The organism is Undibacterium sp. TJN19 (assembly GCF_049339485.1).
Classification (GTDB): Bacteria; Pseudomonadota; Gammaproteobacteria; order Burkholderiales; family Burkholderiaceae_D; genus Undibacterium.
Genome location: NZ_JBMPPL010000009.1, coordinates 179405 through 203054 on the forward strand (window position 1 = coordinate 179405; position 23650 = coordinate 203054).

The 23650-nt window shown below is 49.3% G+C and carries 24 protein-coding genes; 16 read left to right on the forward strand and 8 right to left on the reverse strand.

Features of this window, described 5'->3' with window-relative positions; all coding sequences use genetic code 11:
• Nucleotides 1–28: 28 nt before the first annotated feature.
• Nucleotides 29–877: a phosphoserine phosphatase SerB gene (serB, locus tag ACO0LH_RS21800; RefSeq protein WP_422943291.1), complete on the forward strand. Its 849-nt coding sequence runs from the start codon at nt 29–31 to the stop codon at nt 875–877.
• Nucleotides 878–958: 81 nt separating this feature from the next.
• On the opposite strand, the gene ACO0LH_RS21805 is transcribed toward serB, so the two are convergent.
• Both ACO0LH_RS21805 and ACO0LH_RS21810 read right to left on the reverse strand, forming a co-directional pair.
• Nucleotides 959–1372 carry a divergent PAP2 family protein gene (locus ACO0LH_RS21805; RefSeq protein ID WP_422943237.1) on the reverse strand — a complete coding sequence of 138 codons (414 nt, stop codon included), beginning with the start codon at nt 1370–1372 and terminating at the stop codon, nt 959–961.
• 2 nt (nt 1373–1374) lie between these two features.
• Nucleotides 1375–2259, reverse strand: a complete 885-nt coding sequence (locus ACO0LH_RS21810) for a decaprenyl-phosphate phosphoribosyltransferase (RefSeq protein WP_422943238.1) — start codon at nt 2257–2259, stop codon at nt 1375–1377.
• A gap of 37 nt (nt 2260–2296) precedes the next feature.
• Between ACO0LH_RS21810 and ACO0LH_RS21815 the strand changes: the two genes are divergently transcribed.
• The 7 genes from ACO0LH_RS21815 to ACO0LH_RS21845 all read left to right on the forward strand — a co-directional run bounded on the left by ACO0LH_RS21815 (nt 2297) and on the right by ACO0LH_RS21845 (nt 10435).
• Nucleotides 2297–2698 carry a GtrA family protein gene (locus ACO0LH_RS21815; RefSeq protein WP_422943239.1) on the forward strand — a complete coding sequence of 134 codons (402 nt, stop codon included), beginning with the start codon at nt 2297–2299 and terminating at the stop codon, nt 2696–2698.
• Nucleotides 2695–3996 carry an FAD-binding protein gene (locus ACO0LH_RS21820; protein WP_422943240.1) on the forward strand — a complete coding sequence of 434 codons (1302 nt, stop codon included), beginning with the start codon at nt 2695–2697 and terminating at the stop codon, nt 3994–3996. The genes ACO0LH_RS21815 and ACO0LH_RS21820 overlap by 4 nt, the downstream gene beginning before the upstream one ends.
• Before the next feature lies 1 nt (nt 3997).
• The gene (locus ACO0LH_RS21825; RefSeq protein WP_422943241.1) at nt 3998–4750 is read left to right on the forward strand and encodes an SDR family NAD(P)-dependent oxidoreductase; all 753 of its coding nucleotides are present in this window, start codon (nt 3998–4000) and stop codon (nt 4748–4750) included.
• A 2-nt stretch (nt 4751–4752) separates the two neighbouring features.
• Complete coding sequence (locus ACO0LH_RS21830; RefSeq protein ID WP_422943242.1) at nt 4753–6633, forward strand: hypothetical protein; 1881 nt, start codon at nt 4753–4755, stop codon at nt 6631–6633.
• 158 nt (nt 6634–6791) lie between these two features.
• Nucleotides 6792–7865, forward strand: a complete 1074-nt coding sequence (locus ACO0LH_RS21835) for a phosphotransferase family protein (protein ID WP_422943243.1) — start codon at nt 6792–6794, stop codon at nt 7863–7865.
• Between the two features lie 63 nt (nt 7866–7928).
• On the forward strand, nt 7929–9188 hold the full coding sequence (locus tag ACO0LH_RS21840) for an acyl-CoA dehydrogenase family protein (RefSeq protein ID WP_422943244.1): 1260 nt from the start codon (nt 7929–7931) through the stop codon (nt 9186–9188).
• A gap of 404 nt (nt 9189–9592) precedes the next feature.
• Nucleotides 9593–10435: a hypothetical protein gene (locus tag ACO0LH_RS21845; RefSeq protein ID WP_422943245.1), complete on the forward strand. Its 843-nt coding sequence runs from the start codon at nt 9593–9595 to the stop codon at nt 10433–10435.
• Nucleotides 10436–10706: 271 nt separating this feature from the next.
• On the opposite strand, the gene ACO0LH_RS21850 is transcribed toward ACO0LH_RS21845, so the two are convergent.
• From ACO0LH_RS21850 to ACO0LH_RS21870, 5 genes are all read right to left on the reverse strand, one after another.
• Nucleotides 10707–11459 carry an SIMPL domain-containing protein gene (locus tag ACO0LH_RS21850; RefSeq protein ID WP_422943246.1) on the reverse strand — a complete coding sequence of 251 codons (753 nt, stop codon included), beginning with the start codon at nt 11457–11459 and terminating at the stop codon, nt 10707–10709.
• 54 nt (nt 11460–11513) lie between these two features.
• Complete coding sequence (locus ACO0LH_RS21855; RefSeq protein ID WP_422943247.1) at nt 11514–12842, reverse strand: M56 family metallopeptidase; 1329 nt, start codon at nt 12840–12842, stop codon at nt 11514–11516.
• A 75-nt stretch (nt 12843–12917) separates the two neighbouring features.
• On the reverse strand, nt 12918–14489 hold the full coding sequence (locus ACO0LH_RS21860; protein ID WP_422943248.1) for a TonB family protein: 1572 nt from the start codon (nt 14487–14489) through the stop codon (nt 12918–12920).
• Nucleotides 14486–14866: a BlaI/MecI/CopY family transcriptional regulator gene (locus tag ACO0LH_RS21865; protein WP_422943249.1), complete on the reverse strand. Its 381-nt coding sequence runs from the start codon at nt 14864–14866 to the stop codon at nt 14486–14488. The genes ACO0LH_RS21860 and ACO0LH_RS21865 overlap by 4 nt, the downstream gene beginning before the upstream one ends.
• A gap of 171 nt (nt 14867–15037) precedes the next feature.
• A complete protein-coding gene (locus ACO0LH_RS21870) occupies nt 15038–15895 on the reverse strand; it encodes a DMT family transporter (protein ID WP_422943250.1) in 858 nt (285 codons plus the stop codon).
• Nucleotides 15896–16087: 192 nt separating this feature from the next.
• Between ACO0LH_RS21870 and ACO0LH_RS21875 the strand changes: the two genes are divergently transcribed.
• From ACO0LH_RS21875 to ACO0LH_RS21910, 8 genes are all read left to right on the forward strand, one after another.
• A complete protein-coding gene (locus ACO0LH_RS21875) occupies nt 16088–16798 on the forward strand; it encodes a glutathione binding-like protein (RefSeq protein ID WP_422943251.1) in 711 nt (236 codons plus the stop codon).
• A 67-nt stretch (nt 16799–16865) separates the two neighbouring features.
• Nucleotides 16866–18092: a DUF2863 family protein gene (locus tag ACO0LH_RS21880; RefSeq protein WP_422943252.1), complete on the forward strand. Its 1227-nt coding sequence runs from the start codon at nt 16866–16868 to the stop codon at nt 18090–18092.
• A gap of 51 nt (nt 18093–18143) precedes the next feature.
• A complete protein-coding gene (locus ACO0LH_RS21885) occupies nt 18144–18629 on the forward strand; it encodes a GNAT family N-acetyltransferase (protein ID WP_422943253.1) in 486 nt (161 codons plus the stop codon).
• A gap of 167 nt (nt 18630–18796) precedes the next feature.
• Complete coding sequence (locus ACO0LH_RS21890) at nt 18797–19987, forward strand: acyl-CoA dehydrogenase family protein (RefSeq protein WP_422943254.1); 1191 nt, start codon at nt 18797–18799, stop codon at nt 19985–19987.
• A gap of 10 nt (nt 19988–19997) precedes the next feature.
• Nucleotides 19998–21137 carry an acyl-CoA dehydrogenase family protein gene (locus ACO0LH_RS21895; RefSeq protein ID WP_422943255.1) on the forward strand — a complete coding sequence of 380 codons (1140 nt, stop codon included), beginning with the start codon at nt 19998–20000 and terminating at the stop codon, nt 21135–21137.
• 56 nt (nt 21138–21193) lie between these two features.
• Nucleotides 21194–21655, forward strand: coding sequence for a MaoC family dehydratase (locus ACO0LH_RS21900; protein ID WP_422943256.1), 462 nt, complete (start codon nt 21194–21196; stop codon nt 21653–21655).
• Between the two features lie 18 nt (nt 21656–21673).
• Nucleotides 21674–22126: a MaoC family dehydratase gene (locus ACO0LH_RS21905; protein WP_422943257.1), complete on the forward strand. Its 453-nt coding sequence runs from the start codon at nt 21674–21676 to the stop codon at nt 22124–22126.
• A gap of 34 nt (nt 22127–22160) precedes the next feature.
• Entirely contained in the window at nt 22161–22541 is a 381-nt protein-coding gene (locus tag ACO0LH_RS21910) for a nuclear transport factor 2 family protein (RefSeq protein ID WP_422943258.1), read from the forward strand.
• 21 nt (nt 22542–22562) lie between these two features.
• Here the strand turns inward: ACO0LH_RS21910 and ACO0LH_RS21915 are convergent, their stop codons facing one another.
• Nucleotides 22563–23648 (reverse strand): WD40/YVTN/BNR-like repeat-containing protein, encoded by a 1086-nt coding sequence (locus ACO0LH_RS21915; RefSeq protein ID WP_422943259.1) that lies wholly within the window; start codon nt 23646–23648, stop codon nt 22563–22565.
• Between the last annotated feature and the right edge of the window lie 2 nt (nt 23649–23650).

The window sequence follows — 23650 nt, forward strand, 5'->3', positions numbered from 1 at the left end:
CAACTTACGATTTAACACTATGAATACCATGCATTTGACCATACAGGGACTGAACCGCAGTCTGGCTGACAACCATGCACTGATTGCCAGCATCGCTGAGCAGACCAAAGCCTTGATAGCGCCAATCAATGATCAGGCTGTGCGCCTTGAAAATGTGACGTGTAATGCTGATTTGCTGACAGTTATTCGCAACAAATGTTTAACTGCGCAACTGGATGTGACCGCCCAACACCAAAAACTGAGCATGTCTGACTTCAAGCTGGTGGCGATGGATATGGATTCCACACTGATCACCATAGAATGCATAGACGAAATCGCTGACATGCAGGGCCTGAAGCCGCAGGTGGCAGAAATTACCGAAGCCGCCATGCGGGGTGAACTGGAATTCCAGGAAAGCCTGACACGCCGCGTTGCCCTGCTCAAAGGCCTGGATGCTTCAGCGCTGCAACGTGTCTATGACGAACGCCTGCAGCTGTCACTGGGTGCGGACAAGATGTTAAAGACCATACAGGCAGCCGGACTGAAAACCTTGCTCGTGTCTGGTGGCTTTACTTTCTTTACTGACCGCATGAAAACCCGCCTCAATCTTGATTACACGCATTCCAATGTACTTGAAATCGACAATGGCAAACTGACCGGCAAAGTCACAGGCACCATCGTCGATGCGGATGAAAAGCAAAGAACCGTAGAACGCGTATGCGCGGAAATGGGCATCTCCACCAAACAGGCCATCGTCATGGGTGATGGTGCCAATGACCTGAAGATGATGAAAATTTCAGGCCTGTCTGTCGCTTTCAGGGCCAAGCCCGTAGTGCGGGAACAGGCTGACGTGGCTTTGAATTTTGTCGGACTGGATGGTGTATTGAATTTATTATAAAAATTTCTTGTTGAAGCACTGATTAATTTATTGCACGACGCCATTTTGCGTTGCAATGCTCGCCGCGTACAACCAAGCACATCAACCCAAAATCAGTTTTATAGCAGCAGCAACGGCTACACCAGTCAGGATGCCAGCCACAATTTCGAAACGTGAATGGCCGACACGCTCCCGCAATAGCTTTTGATCGCCTGAGTCATTCAATCTGTTGATTGCTTCGGCATGCTTGCCTATTTGACGACGCAAACTGTTCGCATCAAGTATGACAATAAAAGCCAGTGTCACAGACACTCCGAAAGCCGGATGAGCAATACCCTCTTTCATGCCTATCAGTGTCACCATGCTGCTGACGATGGCGCTATGATTGCTTGGCAACCCACCATAGCCAATCAAACTAAATGCCAGTTTCCTTGCCTTGATGCTGTTAATGGCAAATTTAATGCTCCCGGCCACCAGCCATGCTGTGAAAGGCGTCAATAAATACGAAAAATTCATATTCATCCCTGGACTGGCCACAATGCCCATAAACAAGCAGCCACCCATAATACGACCGTTAATAAAAGCTGCCAGTCTGTCAACAAGGCTTCTGTCGGTGACTCGCCATTATCCAACGCTTCGACGCCATACCAGTAACGGAATAATCCAAACAATACCTGGGGTACAGTGATAATCAGTTGAGGCTTGGCTGACATGACAAACATTCCGTAAAAGACCAGGGCACAGGTTGCAGACATTTCTGCATAACGGTCTATTAAAGCCACAGAATATTTTTCAAGTACCTTGCGGCCTGCCGTACCGCTCTGGATTAACTCCTGTCTCCGCTTGATCGCCGCAAGATAAAGAGCCAGACAAAGCGTAGTAACAAACATCCATGCCGAGACTGGTACCGATAAGGCAACCGCCCCGGCATAAACACGAAGCACAAAGCAGATGGCGATAGTGAAAATATCTATCACTGGCTGGTGTTTCAACACAAAAGTATAGGCGACATTCAATGCCATGTACGCAGCGACAACCAGCACCACTTGAGGAGCAAAAAACCAGCCGCATAATAACGCTGCATAAAGCACTGCGAGCAAAATCAATGCCATAGGTAGATTGACTATACCGGCAGCCAACGGACGGCTCCTGGATTTTACGGGATGTCGCCGGTCTTCGTCGACATCATGCATATCGTTAATAATATATGTCGCCGATGATCCCAGGCAAAAAAGCAGCACTGCAAAGAACGCGTGGCTCACTGCATGTATATTGACAAATTCCCCCGTAAACATGAGCGGGGCAAGAACAAAAGCATTTTTGATCCAATGCTTGGGACGCATCAGCGTCAATAAGCCAAGCAGGCGTGCTGGTATGGTATGAGTTATTAAGTTATCATGCATAGTCTATCCATTTTAATTCCATGATAATTTTTTAACCATGCAATTGACAATAATGTATGCGATGTTCGCATTAATTGCGACAGCAGTAAACATTGGAACACAAGATATCGTTACCCGTCATTACAATGGCATGTTTTTCATGTTTGTTTCTCTCGCAGTCGGCACCGCAGCAGGCCTGATCGTTAAATACATTCTCGATAAACGCTATATTTTTCAATATCAAACCGAAAATACGGTCCAGGATAGCAAGATGTTTGCGCTCTACTCCTTGATGGGCCTGGCAACTACAACTGTTTTCTGGGGCTTCGAATTTTGCTTTGACTTTTTTTTCCACACCAGGGAAATGCGTTATGTTGGTGGTATCATTGGTTTGGCAATAGGTTACCTATGCAAATACAAACTGGATAAACGTTACGTATTTCATGCGGATCCTGCATGAAACAGATCAGTTCCTGGGGACGCTTAAGTGCAGATTCTCATCATGTCCTTAGCCTCAGCGATCCACGCCAGGCCAGGCACCTGGTCTGCAATGCACAACTTTTGGGACTGGCTCACGGGATGGGCCGCAGTTATGGCGATGCCTGCCTCAATCCTGATGGCCTGCTCTGGCTTACTACCGGATTAAATCACCTGATCAGCTTTGATGAGAATACTGGCCGGCTGACCTGTGAAGCTGGCGTGCTGTTGAGGGATATACAGCAGTTAATGATTCCGCGCGGCTGGATTTTACCTGTGACGCCTGGCACGCAAATGGTCACCGTAGGTGGGGCCATTGCCAATGACGTGCATGGCAAAAACCATCATTTGCTCGGCTGTTTTGGCGACCATGTCGAGCACATTGTATTGCTGCGCACCGATGGGGAAACGATAGTATGCAGCCCCACGCAGAAACCGGACTGGTTTGCAGCGACAATAGGCGGCCTGGGCCTGACGGGATTGATCATACAAGCAGAACTGAAGTTGCGCCGCATAGCCGGCCCATGGCTGGAAACAGAAACCATTCCCTACGATAATCTGGATAAATTCTTCTATCTCGCAGATTGCTCGGAGGCCAGTTGGGAACATACCGTTTCCTGGATTGACTGCATTTCAGGTATTGCTGGACGGGGAATATTCATGCGGGGTAATCCAGACAACATCAGCCATCTTCCTGAACCAACGATTAATAAACGCAGCATGCCGTTTGTACCGCCCCTGTCTTTGGTCAATCGTTTATCACTAAGACCATTTAATAGCGCTTATTACAATTTAAAAAAATGGCGCGCAGGCAAAGGCATTGCACACTATACGTCTTTCTTTTACCCACTTGATAATCTTCTGGAGTGGAACAGGATGTACGGTCCGAAAGGATTTTTTCAATATCAAAGTGTAGTGCCACGTGAAAACGGGAAAGCCGCGATCCAGGAAATGCTGAAAGAGATTACCCGTTCAGGCGACGGTTCTTTTCTCGCCGTATTGAAAACTTTTGGTAACCGCCAGTCAGCGGGCATGCTCAGTTTTGCACAGCCTGGCGTGACCCTGGCTCTGGATTTCCCCAATAATGGGCAACGAACGCATCAATTATTTGCAGGCCTTGATGCCATTGTCCGCTCAGCTGGCGGACGAATCTATCCTGCCAAAGACGCCCGCATGCCACGCGATTTGTTCGAAGCAGGCTACCCGCGTCTCAATGAATTTATAAATTACCGTGATCCCGGCATCAGTTCCGGCTTGTCGCGTCGTTTAATGGGAAGTTGAATTGAATAATAAAAAAAGAATCGTTATCGCAGGTGCCACTTCATCCATTGCTGAGCATTGCGCGAGAATATGGCTTCAATCAGGACCTGTAGATTTCGTCCTGATTGGCAGGGATTCTGTCCGTCTACAGCGCGTAGCGGCTGATCTGATGGTCCGCAGCCCCCAGTCAGATATAGAGTTAATCGAAACCGATTTTCTTGATCCTGCCGCGATTGAGGTGACAGTGAACGATATCAGCGCCAGAGGAGCTGTTGATATATGCCTTATCGCGCAAGGTTCGCTACCAGATCAAACGATGTGTCAAAGCAGTTTGCAGGCTTGCAGAGATGCATTGGGAATCAATGGCGTTTCACCTGTCCTGTTTGCCGAAGCGTTTGCAAAACATATGTCCAGCGCAAGGCACGGACATATCGCATTAATAGGTTCAGTCGCGGGGGACAGAGGCAGGAAATCCAACTACGTATATGGCGCGGCAAAAGGTCTGGTTACTCGCTATGCACAAGGTTTGCAACATCGCCTCGCTGGTTCGGGTGTAAAAGTAACGCTGATAAAACCCGGCCCTACCGATACTCCGATGACAAACAATCTAAAAATGCAAGGCGCAAAACTGGCACCGGTAGAGGAAGTGGCAAAACAGATAGTGAAAGCAATTGAAACTGGAAAACCTGTCATCTATGTCCCTGGCAAATGGATGATTATCATGATGATCATCCGCCATCTGCCAGGATCTATTTTTAACAGGATGGACATATAGGAATGAAAAGATCCCCAGTCACAAAAATTCTTTTTATTTACTTGCTACTATCGATAACGACTTTACTGATATGGACTGCCAGGGACATCAATCCCGTCACAGGAGATGAGCCACATTACCTCATTATGGCAAATGGGCTGGTTCAACATCATACCTTTGAACAAACCAGCGCGTATCAAGACGAATTTAAAACACGTAAGATATTTAAACAAGGACTTGCAGCGTCCGACGCTCAATTGACGCCCGAGAATTCTCACGCCATAGCGGGCCCGCATGGAAAATACAATGTCCACAATATCGGACTCCCTTTATTGATTGCCATACCATTTCTATATGGCGGGACGCTCGGTGCAAAACTGTTTATGGTTTTTTGCAGTGCGGGGATTATCCTGGCAAGCTGGAATTTCAGTTCACTTTTTTCAAAGAACGAAAGACACAGATTTTGGGCAGTCATGGTGATATGCATATCCATGCCTTTCATTCCCGCATCAAGCCAGATATACCCTGACATCCTGGCTGGCATGATCATACTGACTGGCCTCTACTGGTGTATTACGCCACAACAAAAACGCTCATCGCTTCACGAATTCTTGTTGGCACTTGTAATCGTTTTTTTGCCGTGGCTACAAATAAAGTTTGCGGTAAGCTGTGCAATCATCGTATTGACAGTGGCAAGCAATATGTATCGTGAATCAAAGGAGATAGGGAGGGTCTTGAAACTGCTTCTGGTCGCATCGATTTCCTGCACTTTGCTGGCTATTTATAATAATTACGCTTTTGGAAAAATATCCGGTCCTTACCAGTCCGACGCCATGGAAATCAGCACAACAAGTCTGATGGTCTTATTTGGTCTTTATTTCGATCAGAATCAGGGATTTTTATTACAGAACCCTGTTAACTTGATTGGTGTCCTGGCAATCGCCTGGTTTTACCGGTTCAACAAGCGTTTCGCCTTAACGTGGGGCTTGATTTTTTCATCCCTGATCGTTCCCAACGCCATGCATCCAAGCTGGTATGGAGGCACAAGTTTTTCGGGGCGATTTGCCTGGGCAGGCGCAAGTATATTCATTATTCCCACCATATATGGCCTGATAAGAATTGCAGAAACAAAAGAAAAACTCTTTAAGATAATAGTATGCGTATCAGTACTGCTGCAACTCTGCTTTTTTTATCTTTACGCAATCATAGGCGTTAATTCATACAAGAGAGCAGTTGATACCTGGTTTGATAGTTATTCAATTTATTATTTACCTGTTCATTCCTGGTTGCCGATGTTTTACAACACCACCTGGGCATTTAGTTATGCACCAAACTATATGTGGGCAGGTTTTATCACAACAGTTTTTATCATGGGTTTTCCCCGTGAGGGGAAAGTTCCCGTTTTTATAAGATATGCAGTGCTTGCATTTGGGTTAAGTATTGTACTTGTCGGTTTCCATAACAATCATCCTGATGATGATGCCTGGTTTCAGGCGATTGATTTGCCTTCTCAATCGGGCAGGCTGAAGGATTCGACACGGATTGGAGAGCAAGGAATCGATGAGTCAGGGTTTATTACATATGGCCCTTACCTCCTGCTCGGGAAGGGCCAGTATGAAGTGACGGTTAAATATAGCAGTGTTGGCACATCCCAGCAGTCAGTTGGCTGGTTTGATGTGTACGATGCGACATCAGGCAAGCAAGACTTATTGCGACCGTTGTATGGGACCAATAATGCTATCCAGGAATTGAAAATAGAATTCGCCAACGACCAGTGGGTACCTCACACTTTCGAATTTAGAAATAAGTGGAATGGAATATCAAATATAAGAATTTATGGGATTCATGTACAAAAAAAGTATGATCCCAAACCCGCCTTTGCTAATGCCGTAAGGCAGGAATAAAGACAGGCTAAACATGCGGCACCTAAACCTAGAAAACAAACAGGCAAATAATAGTACGAACGTTCTATTATTTGAGTTAGAATAGTTTTAAACGCTACAGCGCATCCGGCTGGCAAGGCGTAAGATCAACTTAAAACTGAAACAATTGGGAGACACCGATGTTTGAAGAATTCATGGGCACCATGCCGGTAGCTGACCGTCAAAAATTTGATGTGGCAGCACTGGCAGACTATATGCGACAGCATGTAGACGGTTTCGATGCGTCACTGGCAGACCAACTGGTCGTTGAACAATTCAAAGGTGGTCAATCCAACCCCACGTTCAAACTTACTGCCGGACACCAGCGCTATGTGATGCGCGCCAAGCCAGGCCCTGTCGCCAAACTGCTGCCTTCCGCCCATGCAATAGAACGTGAATTCAAGGTCATGGATGCCTTGAACAAGGCCGGTTTTCCGGCCGCACGCCAATATGCGCTGTGCAGTGACGAAGAAGTGCTGGGCAGGGCCTTTTACATCATGGAATTTGTCGACGGCCGCGTGCTATGGGATCAATCCCTGCCCGGCATGACACCGCAACAGCGCGCTGAAATTTATGATGAAATGAATCGCGTCATTGCGCAATTGCATACCATCGACTATGCCGCGATTGGCCTCGCAGATTACGGCAAACCTGGCAATTATTTCGCCCGCCAGATAGACCGCTGGACCAAGCAATACCGTGCTTCAGAAACAGAAAAAATCGAAGCCATTGACAAGTTGATCGCCTGGCTGCCGCACAATATCCCTGCTGGTGACGACACCAGTATCGTGCATGGTGACTACCGCCTTGATAACATGATGTTCCACCCTACCGAACCGCGCATCATGGCCTTGCTGGACTGGGAGCTGTCAACACTCGGTCATCCACTGGCAGATTTTTCTTATCACTGCATGAGCTGGCATGTGACACCAGGACAGTTCCGTGGCATTGCCGGGCTTGATCACAAAGCCCTGGGCATACCTGGCGAACAGGAATACATTGCCAAGTATTGTGAGCGCACCGGCAAGACCATACGCCCTGAAGATTTTAATTTCTATCTGGCCTATAACCTGTTCCGCATGGCAGGTATTTTGCAAGGCATCATGAAGCGCTATGTCGATGGCACGGCTTCCAGCGCGCAGGCAAAAAAATCCGGTGAAGCGGCAAGACCCATGGCTGAACTGGGCTGGAGCTATGTGCAAAAACAGGCTTGAGCAGCGGTAAATTCATTTACATTGCAAGTAGCTATATTTATAGCAGACCATCACGGAGACAACATGGAATTCGAATATTCAGATCGCTGCAAAGAATTGCAAGGCCGGCTTTTGCATTTCATGGATGAACATATCTACCCGAATGAAAAAGCATATAAGGCAGAAATTGACCGCAATGGCACAGAAAAGGGTAACCGCTGGCTTGCGACCCAGATCATAGAAGACCTGAAACCGAAAGCCCGCGCCCAGGGCTTGTGGAATTTATTCCTGCCAAAATCAGTGCGTGCCCCAGAAGGTTTGTCTAATCTTGACTATGCCCCTTTATGCGAAATCATGGGGCGTGTCAGTTGGGCACCTGAAGTATTCAATTGCTCGGCACCTGACACCGGCAATATGGAGACCATAGAACGTTATGGGGCGGAAGAACATAAAAAACGATGGCTGGAACCCCTGCTTCGCGGCGAAATCCGCTCAGCCTTTGCCATGACAGAACCTGGTGTTGCCTCTTCAGATGCCACCAATATCGAAACCCGTATAGACCGTGACGGCGACGACTATGTCATCAACGGCCATAAATGGTGGATATCCGGCGCTGGCGACCCACGTTGTGCGGTGTATATATTGATGGGCAAGACTGATTTCAATGCAGCGCGCCATTCGCAACAATCGATGATACTGGTGGATGCAAAGACACCAGGCATTACTGTCGTGCGCCCTCTTCCCGTGTTTGGCTACGATGATGCGCCACATGGGCACTGCGAAATCCTGTTTGAAAACGTGCGCGTGCCAGCGTCGAATATTTTGCTGGGTGAAGGCCGTGGTTTTGAAATTGCCCAGGGCCGTCTTGGGCCTGGTCGCATACATCACTGCATGCGTGCCATCGGTGTGGCTGAGCGTGCGCTGGAGCTGATGTGCAAGCGCCTGAACAGCCGCACCGCCTTTGGCAAGAAAATTTCAGAACAAAGCATCTGGCGCGAACGCATTGCCGAATCACGCATACAGATCGATACGGCACGCCTGCTGACATTAAAGGCGGCCTACATGATGGACACCGTCGGCAACAAACATGCGCAGGCAGAAATCGCCATGATCAAGGTATTGGCACCCAATGTCACACAGCAAGTACTCGACTGGGCGATACAGGCACATGGCGCAGGCGGGGTTTCCGGTGATTTCCCGCTGGCGGCGCAATGGGCAGGCAACCGCACGCTGCGCCTGGCAGACGGCCCGGATGAAGTCCATCGCAATGCGATTGCCAAACTCGAACTGGCAAAACATATCAGCCTGACCGAAGACCTGGGTTTGCCGATTACGCGCAGCTGATCTTCATTTAAAGTCATCACAAAAGCAAAGGGCAAGGTCTTTACCTTGCCCTTTGCTTTTGTAACTCCTGATTGAAAATCTCACCCTGGCTGTCTGACAGACATATCCCACAGCTCTTTAGGATTTGGCTTATACGGGTTTATTGCTGTCTTGACTAGAATAAGACCTGCATGTTCGGAATCACAATCAATAAGGGTTTTATTTCATCAGACTGAAGCCATTACTACATTTTCACGCCACACTTTGATATCAATAAAATCCTTCATTTTGAACTAATGCATGCCCATATCACTGCCAACATTGGCGCATACGGGCTTTAACAAGCACTCTGTCGGCATTGATCTGGTCAGCGGGCTCGCGTTGATCTGCATGTGTCGACATTCACCTACGTTAAGGAGCTTTACATGAAAAATGCAAATGGACATGGAAACAATTATCAAGGCGATGGCCGCAAAAATAAAAATAACCAGGCCGGCCACGCAGACAATTTTGGTCATAATGACAGTTTCGCTAACGATAGCGGCAATTTCACCAATGATTATGGTCAACGCTCTGCAAGCGACCAACACCAGCAATGGAGTAACCAGGGACAGTACCCCTCCCAAAAACGCCACACCGGCCCGGACACCAACCAGGGCAATGTAAATCAACAATATTACAATCAGCAAAACCGTCCCGCTGGTAATGATAATGATTTTGACCACACCAGTAACGACCCATATGGCCGCAACAACCGCAATGGTTCATATGGCCAGCAGTCCAATCAGGGGCGCAACCCCGGTCAGGGCGTCAATCCCAACAGCCAATGGTCTGATCAGGATTCTCGCGGCAACAGGCAAAACCAGTATGGTCGCGGGTATGAAGGCGATCCAGACCAACACTATATCAACGACAACGATGCCTATTTTTCACAATCGCGTTACAACAATAATGGCCGTGGTGAAAGCCAGCCCGTAACGCAGGGTGCCTACCGTGACAGCCGTCACGCCCATCAGGAAGGTCATTTCGACCCTGACTATCATCAATGGCGCAATCAACAAATCGAGGCGCTCGACAACGAGTACAACGACTGGCGGCGTGAGCGCTATCAGAAATTTTCCGACGAATTTAGTACATGGCGCAATGGCCGCTCTGTCAGTGCGTCGAAAAATGAACAGGGTAAATCAGATAATGCGAAAGCTGACAATACCAGCAACGCAGGCACAGGTGCCAGTGAAATTACTACTGATACCAAAACCAAAAACTGATTAGCTTTGATTAAGTATAGCTAGCCGTCTTAGTTTGACGAATTAAAAACCTGGCCTTGCGATAACTTAATCAGCGTTTCTCAATGTTCTTGATTATGTTACCGTCATCAGCGACGCAATCAACGATGACAGTAGGTGACGGCATCGGGAAGTAAGTTCCCTTTGCTGTCACTCTCAATGTATCTATCGATCAATGCACATCTTCAATAAAGATTTGTTATTTCGAAACTTATTTATCGAAACTTAGTTATCGAAACTTATTTAACAAAATCTATCTAGTGCGAAAAATAACATTTACCGATTTTTTATACATCAAGGCAGATGGCAAAAATAAATCGTTCATTGTTGGTTTTTCAGCCGCACCAGATGTCGTCAGCAAAGCTGGTATCAGTCTGGCACCATCCAGCCCCAATTCACTGTCAATGCGGCTTAAAGCCTGCTCAGAAATGGCTGTTGGCACGATGAGTTTTACAGAAAACCCTGCCGCCAGTTCTTTCGCTCTTTCCCTGGCATTCTCTGCCGCTTTCAATGTCAGTTGATGTTCGATCTCGGCATAATCCGTGCGACCAAACCGTACCGAAAAATTGCCCAGGTAAGGTCTCGCAAGCAGGTATTGTGTCATTGCGTTCCATTGATCAAGATTTCTTGCATAGACATGAAAATTTCTGATCAGGCGATAACGTTGCGAAGCTTTATCCACATTTGCCATTTCATCTGCACTGACGATTTTTTTGGTATCGTGCGCTGCCATATCAGCACTGGCGACCTTGTGATTAAACAAAAAAGCAATTACCTCTTCTGATTGCGCATTTAACAGCGCCAATGACTCATCTGCCTCTGGTGTGAATGCTGTAAGCTCAAAATCCAGTTCTGCCAGATCTGCCGGCAAGGTGATCGTGGCACTTCCATTGGCGTGGATAAATGGGTAAGCAGGCAATGTGCCCGCTTCTGCGCCCAGGGAAAGAAATGCAAGGAGAAAAAACCTGAAATGGCGAAACATCATAGGTAGCAATTGTGTCTTCATTATCTTTGATTAAAAACTGGTGTCAGTCTCGCTGGCACCAGTCAGGTTTACTATTTAGTTCAATTTCCAGACAAACTGCACTTTTGTCCACAGCATGGCATTTTTACCATTTACCTGACCAGGAACCGCCTTTGCAGCACAGCCCTCAAGAGCGGTGACGACAGCACTATCCAGATCAGGGAACCCTGTTGAACGATCTACTCTCGCTTTCAATATTTGCCCTTCTGAAGCAATCAATACCGAAAGCTGAACAACACCCGCTTCTTCCCTGCGCAATGCAGCTCTGGGATATTGTGGCCTACAGTCTCTGAAGTCGATGACCGGTCTTTTATCGCCATTTCTTTCATTGGCCATTTTTGCTGCATCCATCGCCTGCTGACTAATATCAGCTGGCACCGCAGGTGTGTTTGCCTGGGCGTACACAGCCAGGCAACTGGTAGTAATTCCCAGAATGGCGACCGCGGCCCTCCAGTTGACTGTGCTTACTTCAGGTTTGACAAGACGTTTGATACGAGACATAAGATTTCCTCCATGTGCCGCCTGGGCTAGTTGAGGGGTTGTGAACTGCAAGTTGGCCAATTCAGAAAGTGCAAGAGCAAGACGCCGCGGTTCGCCTGTCACTCTTGCGGCAAATTCATCCGCAATTTCTTCTCTGTCATTACGGATTTGTTTTGATATCCACCATACTGCCGGATGATAAAACAGCAGCATTTCTATTGCCGTCTGAACCAGATTCAGCAAATAATCATGTCGCTTGATGTGCGCCAGTTCATGTGCCATCAGCATTTCCAGCAATTCAACCGGCATACCACCAAGCATGGCACTTGGCAGCAAAATCATGGGGCGAAAAATACCTACGGCCAAAGGCGTACTCAGGTCATCGGCGATACGAAGCACCACCCTTCCCTGAATTTGAAATTGCTGGCTCAACTGATCTGTACGCGCCTGCCATCCCAGGTCAGGCTTGCTACGCCGTGGGCTTGCATACGTACCTATCCACAGCAAGCCTGCTGACATGCGCAAGGCAAGCAACATCACGCAAACCAGCCACATCATGACGATGTCATGCATATGCGTTTCCAGCCAGTCCGATATGCTCATCATTCCATTTGAATTCCACACCGGATAAACCAGCATCTCGCTCAATACCTGCATATCCCTGCCAGTTGCCGAAGCGTTCAGGTGTAAATACAATTCCCTTGCCGGCACAATGAGGCAGACAAGCAAAGCTGCGTAACTACACGCATATCGCGATCTGATATGCCGATGCCCCATCAGAGTGAGCAACAAACCCAGCGCCAGAGCAATCAGGCTGCCTTGCCAAATGAAGTGCAATAGTGTCCAGCCAAGCGCATTCACAAGAGCGGGAAGAAACTCGGTCATTTATCCTCCGGATGTATAGGGACCTGTTAGCTTTCAAGAGCGATATTCAGAAAGGAAGAAAGAAAGAGATATCGATCAGCTTATCTTCCACACAAATTTGATTTTCGACCGAAGCGCGACAGCTGCTCCGTCAACGATGACAGGCTTGATCTTGCAGCCCTGAAAAGCTTGGGCAGCGGCATAATCCAGAGTGGTAGAACCACTGGACGTGATGATTTTTACCTCATCGATAATGCCATCCTTCTTGACCAGGAACATCAGGGAGGTCGCCCCAGTTTCATGCGCGCGCAAAGAATAAGCCGGGTACTTTGGATAGCATGCAGAAACATCCAGAGAAATTTTAGCTTTAGGTCTTATCGTCTCATCCACTTTTGGCACATCAGCGACAACTGGTTTATCTTCTTCTGCAGCAGATGGGGACGACTCAGTTGTCTGATTGTTTTCTACTGGCGCAAGTGCTGGAGCATCCTTGTCTTCCTTGGTAACGACTGGTTTTTCCGCCGCTTTCTTTACTTTGGTTTGCAGCAGTGCCGTTTTTATTTCTTTCTTTGGTAAATTTTCTGCGTCAGCGGTTTGTACCAACTCCGGTTTTATGGGGCTTATATAAGGTGGCAAGATAATGCCAGGTGCCTTCTGCTGCACGGGAGGTTCTGCCAATGGCGACAGGGCCTGACCGGCATATACCGCGGTGCTTGCCGCAATTCCAAGCAAACCAAGAATGCCGCGAAAACTGGTGTGTTGTACCTGAGGTTGAAGCAAGTGCTTGATGCGTGACATAAGGTTTCCTCCATGTGCCGCCTGGGCGAGTTGAGGGGTTGGGAACTGGAAGTTGGCCAATTCGGAAAGTGCAAGAGCAAGACGCCGCGGTTCGCCTGTCACTCTTGCGGCAAGTTCATCCGCAATTTCTTCCCTGTCATGACGGATTTGTTTTGATATCCACCATACTGCCGGATGATAAAACAGCAGCATTTCTATTACTGTCTGGATCAGGTTCAATAAATAATCATGTCGCTTGATGTGCGCCAGTTCATGGGCGACCAGCATTTCCAGCAATTCGACTGGCATGCCGCTCAACATGGCACCAGGCAATAAAATCACAGGGCGAAAAACACCGATGGTAACAGGCCCGCTCAAGTCATCCGCCACTCTGAATAGCACGTTGCGATGTATGCGGAATTGCTCACTCAAACGATCTATACGTGTTTGCCACCAGGCATCCGGTTTGCTACGTTTGGGGCTGGTGTAAGTACCTATCCACCACAAGCCTGCACACATACGCACTGCCAACAAAATTACACACACCAGCCACGTCATGACGACATTCGTCAGGTGTAATTCCAGCCAGCTTGAAAAACTGCCCCACACAGAGGCATTCAATATAAAGCGAACGGGAATTTCACCAATTTGTTCTATTTCTACTTCACCGCTGATATGGGTAACACCCAGGTGTTGATAAAACTCGAACACAACTACCGCTATGCATGTCAGCAATGCCATATAGCTAACGAGATAGCGTGCCCTGGCATTGGCAACACCCATGCAATACAAGAGCAACGCCAACAATAAGGCGATCACCATCCCTTGCCAGACAAAATGCAATAAAGTCCAACCCAGGGCATGAACAACAGATTGAACAAAAGGGCTCATTTTTCATCCTCATTTAACAGTTTTTGAATTTCTGCTTTCTCTTCCTTGCTGACATGACCGCGCAGTGCCGCCATGACCAGATCTTTTGCTGACCCAGAAAACGCCTTATGAATCAAATCCTTCAAGAGATTGGTCTGCAAGGAATCCTGCCCCTGCGCTGCCGCGTAGACATGAGATTTTTGGGTCTCGTCCCTGGTCAGCAAACCTTTGGTGTGCATGACCTGCATCAGCCGCAAGACCGTGGCCGAGGCCAGGTCTGGCCGGTCTTTGATGGCGGCCTGATGCACTTCCCTGACCGTGGATGGCCCCAGTTGCCAGATCAGGCGCAACAAATCCAGTTCAGCGGCAGTGGGTTTGCGAGATACATTTTTTGTCATGGCTTACTCATGGGTTGGCTTGATTTAAATCTAGAATATATGGTCTAGATTATTTTGTCTAGACCATTTTGTCTATTTTTTAAATTAAGCTAAAAACAATGAAATAAGCGATGACAATAAAACGTGAATTACTCAGACATGACCGCGTGAAAAACGAAAGGAAGAATTTTGTTAATGCTTGCCATGAAGATAGCTTGCATGCGCGGTTGCAGCCAGCACGATAGCCGCGCCAGCCATTTCGCGCATGCCTGGCATTTCATGCAGAAAGAAGTAAGCCAGCAACATGCCATATACGGGCTCCAGCGACGTCATCAGACTGGCGAAGCTGGTAGAAAGACGGCGCAGGCTGAACATGAAAAGACCATGCGACAGGGCAGTAAACACCACCCCAAGCAAAACCAGTCCACCCCAGGTTTGCATGGAAATGCCCGTCATTACATCCGCCGCCAACACAAACGGCAGTAGCGCCAGCGTTGCGACGGCATTTTGCAGAAAGGCGAGTTTGAAGGCAGGTATATGCCCACCCTGCCAACGATTTGCCATCACCAGAAAAGCAAAGCCGAGGCCAGAGAAAATACCCAATGCGAGTCCGATGACGGCACCATCCTTCCATGAAGCATCTGAAACCATGACGATCATCCCGATTACCACGGCCACTGCCGCCCATGCATCACTGGCACGCCTTTTTTCTTTAAAAAACCAGGGTTCCAGCAAAGCGACAAACAAAGGGAAACTGGCAAAACCCATGAGGCCAAAAGCCACACTGGCATAATTCAACGCAGCAAAAAAACTTAGCCAGTGCACGGCCAGCAAGACGCCACAAAGGATGACGGATTTTGGAACTTCACGAAAATTGAGCTGCCCTTGCCAGGCCAGCACCGGCAATAAACTGAGGGACGCAAACAAGGTCCTGCCAAAAACCAGCAACAAGGCCCCCACGGCCAGCATTTTTCCAAGCACGCCCGCAGCACCAAACAGGAATACCGCCATATGCAAGGCAAGCAAGGAAGAAAATGCAGGTGTTTTCATGGCTGATTTTTTTAACGGGCAATCACAAAGTATATCGGGCATACTGGATTTTCAGGCGCGCTTTTTAAAAAACCACCCTTCCTATTCTGCAAAGCGACATTTTTCTCGAAGTGCAGCGCAATTTTGCAAACCTATGCATAATGGCTGTGCGGGACATCTGCTGTTTCAATCAACCAAGTAAAGAGGAAAGCAATGATAGATGTTTATTCCTGGCCTACGCCTAACGGACATAAAGTGCACATCATGCTGGAAGAATGCGGTTTGCCTTACCGCGCGATTCCCGTTGATATTGGTGCTGGCGACCAGTTCAAGCCTGATTTTCTGGCGATTTCGCCCAATAACAAAATTCCCGCCATCGTTGATGCCGATGGGCCTGACGGCAAACCCATCGCGTTGTTTGAATCGGGTGCCATACTGCTATATCTCGCTGGCAAAACCGGACAGCTCCTGGGTAAAACCGATAGGGAAAAATATGAGGCGCTGCAATGGCTGATGTTCCAGATGGGCAGCGTCGGCCCCATGCTCGGCCAGGCACATCATTTCCGTATTTATGCGCCAACCCAGATTGAATATGCTGTAGACCGTTACACCAACGAAACCAGACGTATTTACGGTGTCATCGACAAACAACTGGCAAAAACTGCCTACCTGGCCAGCGATGAATACAGTATCGCCGACATCGCTACTTTCCCGTGGACACGCTCGTTTGCGAACCAGGGTATAGACTGGGCAGACTTTCCCCATGCAAAACGCTGGTTTGATACCGTCAGCCAGCGACCTGCGGTTCAGCGAGGCGTACAGGTACTGGCAGATTTACGCAAGCCGCTGGACAACGATAAAGCCAGAGACGTACTGTTTGGGAAAACCCAATACGCCCAACACACCCAACACGCAAAGAAATAATTTCATTCATACGGGGTAAGGCAAATTGCCGTTACAATGGTCTTACCCCCTCCAACACTATTTCAGCATGCGCAGACCCATCAAAAGAAACCGCCTTAAACTCGCCGCTGAAAGTCAACGCGTTGCCAATCTTGCGCTGGCTGTAGCCCAATCTGCAAGCCGTATCGAAGATCTTGACTGGCAAGCGAAGCTCGATGCCCTGGTCACCAAAAGCCTGAAACAGCATCATCAGGACATGCTGGACACTGCGACCGAGCATTTATTCCAGACCCATCCAAACGCCTATGAAGTGCTGACCGAGACCCTGGAATCCGTCAGCACCTGTACCCATTTTGAAGTAGATGGGAAACAGTTCATCAGCCTGCTGATTGCTGCCCCGGCACTTGCATGGACACGTTTTGAAATTGCCTCTGGCGCGATACCAGTTGAAGCACTGACAATTTTGAGCACGCAGTTGACAGCGCATTTATTGGCTGATCAAACGCGCCTGCGCCTGTTGCCCAGTCTGTATTCAATAGACCAGTTGCCACGCAGCCATGCCGACACCTATGCATTGCTGGAACGCCATAGCCAGGCCCTGCTCAAAAATACCGCATCACCCGCTGAACCGGAAAAAGCAAAGACTGTCCCGTTTCTGGCAGATGTACGTTATGTGTTGGGCATACTGGTTGCGCCAGCAGGTGCGCCTATCTTTCAATGGCAAACCATTGATGCGCCATATGACTGTGCACAAGCAAAAACAGATGCGTTGCTCCAGTGGCAGGAACAGACCGAAGCAACCGTCAAACGTTTGCTGCCAGGCTGTGGCATAGAATTATTGTTGCCGGAAGCGTATTACACAGCCTGCCGCGAGGCGGATATCAAGATACGACCCGCCAGCCTGCGCTCTGCCATGTTTTACCTGACACAAACCCTGGGCAAGGAAGCTGATCAGTTCAGCGTCATCATTGCATCGTTTGGTGAACAGGAAAATCCAGGGCAAATTGATGAATACCGTATCAGTTTTTGCCTGCGCGATGAGACTGAAGTCATTTACGGCGTGGTCTGGCCGCTATACCAGGCAGAAGACCAGATCACCGCAGTCAACCTTGATGAGAATGAGCAACTAGCCGGAGAAATTCCTAGTATTTTGCTCGAATGTGGCGTGACCGATATTATCCAGCTGGAAGAAATTTTTGCGATGGAATTTTGCGACGATTGTGGCACGCCATTGTTTGCCGATCGTGAGAGCGACCTCGTTCATACTGAAATGCCGGACGATGCACCTACGCCAGGCGCAACACATTTTCATTAATACCCAAGAACAGTAAGCCAGTTAATGACTGGTTTTACTGTCCTCCTTCATATGAAAACAAACCTGTTCCCTTTTCAGTTTCGTGTCGCTATAAGTAAAGACGCGGAAAACGTCAGCGCGCTTATAGCGTTATTTGCCGGTGACTTCATCGTCAACCCCGATGGTTCAGGTGCAGAACAGTTCCTGCACTCAGTATCAGCACAGGCTGAGGCAGGCTACATTGCTGATCCGCGTTACCACTTCATTCTCGCCTTTGCTGGTGAACAACTGGCCGGTTTGATTGCCATGCGCGATCTTGCTCATTTATTTCACCTGTTCGTCCATCCTGATTTTCAGGGCCGCGGCCTGGCGACAGAACTATGGCGGCGTGCACACCTGCATGCAGTTGAGCACGGGCATGGCAATGCCCACACCGTCAATTCCTCCTTGAATGCGATTCCGGTTTATGAGCGTTTCGGCTTTACCGCGAACGGTGAAGTAACAGTCATGCATGGCATTTCCTTCCTGCCTATGCGGCTTCAGAAACAGATTTCCTGATTAAGAAGCAGCACACTATCTGCGTTCCGTCACTGCTCTTTTGCACCGCAACAAATCCTGTTGGATTTTGCTTATCACACATTTGAAAATCCGTTGTACAATTAGTTTTGAACGGTCGTGCTTTTTTTCTTGCCTGACAGTAGCGGCCATCATAACCAGGAGACAACATGGATTTGAACTATACGGCGGAAGACCTCGCCTTCCGTGATCAGGTGCGCACCTATCTGGAAGCGAATCTGCCAGAAGACCTGAAACAAAAGGTGCTGAACCACAAGCGCCTTTCAAGAGAAGATTTCGTGCGCTGGCACAAGATACTGGCCAAACAGGGTTGGGTAGGCACAGGTTGGCCGGTTGAATATGGTGGCACTGGCTGGACACCGACCCAGCGTCATATTTTTGAAGAAGAATGCGCTCGTGTAGGCACACCAGCTATCTTGCCATTTGGTGTCAACATGGTGGCACCAGTCATCATGGCCTTTGGTAACCAGGCGCAAAAAGATTATTACCTGCCACGCATATTGAATTGCGATGACTGGTGGTGCCAGGGCTATTCTGAACCCGGCTCAGGCTCAGACCTTGCCTCATTGAAAACCCGCGCAGAACGCGAGGGGGATTTCTACATCGTCAACGGGCAAAAAACCTGGACTACGCTGGCACAACATGCCGACATGATTTTCTGCCTTGTGCGCACCGATCCTTCCGTACGCAAGCAGGAAGGCATTTCCTTCCTGCTTATCGACATGAAAACACCGGGCATTACCGTGCGCCCCATCATCATGCTGGATGAAGAACATGAAGTGAATGAAGTGTTCTTCGATAACGTCAAGGTGCCAATACAAAACCTGATCGGTGAAGAAAACAAGGGCTGGACTTACGCCAAATACCTGCTAGGCCATGAACGCACCAATATCGCTGCCGTCGGACGCGCCAAGCGCGAGCTGCAATTCCTGAAACGTATCGCCGCAAAGCACCACAAGAATGGCAAGCCCCTTATTGAAGACCCGGTTTATGCGAACAAGGTCGCCAGCCTCGAAGTCGAATTAATGGCGCTCGAAATTACAGTATTGCGGGTTATTTCACAAGATAGTGGCCGTCCCGGGCCAGAAGCCTCACTGCTGAAGATCAAGGGCACTGAAATCCAGCAAAGGCTGACCGAGTTGATGGTAGAGGCCGTTGGCCCTTACAGTTTGCCATTTGACCCTGGCTTTCTCGAAGGTGAATCTGCGCACAGCATTGTTGGCGATGATGATGCAGCACCTCTGGCACCGTATTATTTCAACTTCCGCAAGACCTCGATCTATGGCGGCTCAAACGAGATTCAGAAAAACATCATCACCCAGATGATCCTGGGACTGTGAGGAGAACAAGATGGATTTCAATTTAACGCAAGAACAAAAACAATTCGCTGATGCCCTGCGCCGCTGGGTAGAAAAAGACTACGGCTTTGAACAGCGCAAGCACATCATCGCTTCTGCAGAAGGGGTGTCTGCCAATGCCTGGGCCGGTCTGGCTGAACTGGGCGCAACCGCCCTGCCCGTTCCTGAAGAACAAGGTGGCTTCAACGGGTCTGCTGTGGACATGCTGGTCATCATGCAGGAACTGGGGCGTGGCATCGTCATTGAGCCTTATTTTGCAACCGTAATGGGCGCTGAGTTTTTGAAAAAAGCCGGCAGTCATGCAGACATCCTCGAACAAGTCGCCACCGGCGAGATCAAACTCGCTTCAGCGCTGGCAGAGCGGCAATCACGGCATGACCTGTTCGACATCGTCACGACAGCAGCAAAAAATGCTGATGGCTTTGTCCTGAACGGAACGAAAACCGTGGTACTGCATGGTGCACAGGCAGATAAGCTGATTGTTTCAGCCCGCAGCAGCGGTGCGCAGCGAGACACCGATGGCATCAGTCTGTTCGTGGTTGATGCCAATGCAACTGGCGTCAGCCGCCGCGACTACCGCACCATAGATGGTTTCCGCGCGGCCGACATCAGTCTGAACAATGTGCAGGTAGCATCCGGTGCACTGCTGGCTGAAGTGGGACAAGGCTGGGAACTGCTCGATGCCGTAGCAGATTATGGCGTCACCCTGCTATGTGCAGAATCCATAGGCATCATGGAAGCGATCACCGCGGCCACGCTCGATTATCTGAAGACACGTCAGCAATTTGGCGTGCCAATTGGCAAGTTCCAGGTGCTGCAACATCGCATGGCAGAAATGTTCATGGAAATGGAACAGGCACGTTCCATGGCCACACTGGCTGCGGTCAAGGTCTCTTCTGACAATGTCGAAGAACGCCGTCGCACCGTGTCCGCGGCCAAGGCACGCATCGGCCAGGCCGCACGTTATATCGGCCAACAGGCGGTGCAACTGCATGGCGGCATGGGCGTGACCGATGAATTGCCTGTTTCGCATATGTTCAAGCGCCTGACCATACTCGAACTGTCACTGGGCGATACCGATCATCACCTCGCCAGATTCGTGGCACAACCCGGCTTTAAAAACGCAGCGTAATCGCGCAGGAAAAATCCCGGCTTATCCGGGATTTTTTTTGTTTAAAAGGACCTTACATGACTATCAAGACAGATACCTGGTATTTCGAAGACTTCGTCCCTGGCAGCGTTATTGAACTTGGCCAGCGAACGGTGACTGAAGAAGAAATCATCAACTTCGCCAAGCAGTTTGACCCGCAATCTTTTCACGTTGACAAAGAAGCCGCCAGCCACTCCATCTTTGGCGGTGTCATCGCCAGCGGCTGGCATACCTGCGGCATGATCATGCGCATGGTCGTTGATGGCTTTCTGGCCAATTCTTCCAGCATGGGTTCGCCTGGTGTTGATGAAATACGCTGGATTTTGCCAGTGCGCCCAGGTGATACGCTGACTGTGACCGCAGAAACCCTGGCCAGCAAAGTATCCACGTCCAAGCCTGACCGCGGTGTCATCAACACCCTTTGGAAAGCCGTCAATCAGGATGGCAAACTGGTCTGCACCATCACCGGCATGGGCATGTTTGGCCGCCGTCCTGCTTGAATCTGAAAAGGAAAACCGATGAGAGAAATTCACAGCCTTGCCGAATTAAAAGCGCTGATTGGTGAAGAAGTCGCCCAGTCTGACTGGGTAGAGATCAGCCAGGGACGCGTCAATACCTTTGCTGACGCAACAGGTGACCACCAATGGATACATATTGATGTAGAAAGAGCCAAACGCGAATCGCCTTTTGGTGGCCCTATCGCGCATGGCTTTTTAACGCTGTCGCTGCTACCCATGTTGCTGGCAAATGCCCTGCATCTGACTTACGTCAAAATGGGCGTGAATTATGGCCTCAACAAAGTACGCTTTCCCTCGCCTGTGCCGGTTGGCAGCCGCCTGCGTGCCAGGATGAAATTACTGCAAATTGAAGATATCAAGGATGGCGCACAAATGACCTGGGAAGTCACCATAGAACGTGAAGGCCAGGACAAACCGGTTTGCGTGGCAGAATCCATCTCGCGCTGTTATTAGACCTTACACCCAGTAACTCAACACAAAACCCATCATGCCAAGCAACGAAACACTGGAACGCTTCATCGCCATGGTTGAAACCAACGACCATGCCAAAGCCTGCGAAATTTTTTATACAGAAAATTCAACGATGCAAGAAAACCAGGCAACACCAAGAACAGGCCGCGATGCGCATGTCGCTGCAGAGCATGCCGTCATGTCACGCGCCAGATCGGTGTCGTCTCAATGTGTACGCCCCGTATTTGTCACAGATGACAAGGTGGTGATACGCTGGATTTTCCGTTTTGAATGGCTTGATGGCAGTGTCACGCAGATGGAAGAACTGGCCTATCAACGCTGGGAAGGTGAACGCATTGCCGAAGAAACCTTCTTTTATGACCCTGCCCAGCGCGTACCGGTACGTTCCAATGCTTAAAACAGGCTTAAGCAGCTAATCTCAATAAAACCTGACCGCATAGACAGGTGGCAGGTTTGATGACACCTGCTGCCAGCCATCGCCCGCGTTTTCGCTGGCCCACAGGTTGCCTGTGGTAGATGCCATCAGCAGGTTTTTACCATCATCAGCCACCACCATGCAGTGACGGTAGATCAGGTCATAACAATCCTGTTGTGGCAAACCATTTCGTAATGATTCAAAAGTCTTGCCACCATCCCGCGTACGCGTAACGCTTAAGGCACCATGCAGTGGCACACGCGTCTGGTCTGCTATCGCCGGCGCAAACCAGGCAGTATTCGGGTCGCGTGAATGGGCGGCAACGGCGAAGCCGAAATCGGGGATGCATTCAGGCAAATGCAGTTGCTGCCAGCTGGCAGCATCATCTTCGCTGCGCCAGATGCCGTTGTGATGCTGGCACCACAAGACATGCGAAGCGAACTTGCTGCGCACGATCAGATGCGGGTCTTGTGTGTTCTGGTTTTCTGCCAGGTCTGGCGGCATATAAGATGCACGCATGCCAGAAGCCGCCAGTGCCCAACTTTGTCCGCCGTCAAAGCTTTGCCAGACGCCACCACATGAGATACCCAGCAAGATATGCAAATGATTGCGCGGGTTCACGCAGATGGAATGTATGCCCGGGCTGTCGTAACCACCGCCAAACCATCCCTTGCGTTCTGGTTTGTCCCATAGCTGGCGGTTCAGTTCCCAGCTATTGCCACGGTCTGTCGATTTGAACAAACCACCCGGCAAGGTACCGGCCCACAAGACACCAGGCTCTTCCGTACCACCGTTGACCAATGACCAGATGACTTTGAGCTTCCATTCCACATCATCATCCGTCTTTGCATGTTCAGGGTAAGCTGGTACGGCTACTTCAGTCCAGTCACTGCGGCCTTCATCACGCCGATGCAGCTTGACGCCAAAGTGCCCCAGGTTAAGTGCGGCATAGATAGCGCCATCGCGCCGGTCATGCAGGCACATACTGACCGGTTCACCCAGAAAACTGATCTGGTCGATCTTCCAGCCTGCGTCTGCCGTATGCAGCATCTCAAACAGGCCCTTGCGGGTTGCAATCATCGCTTTCATTA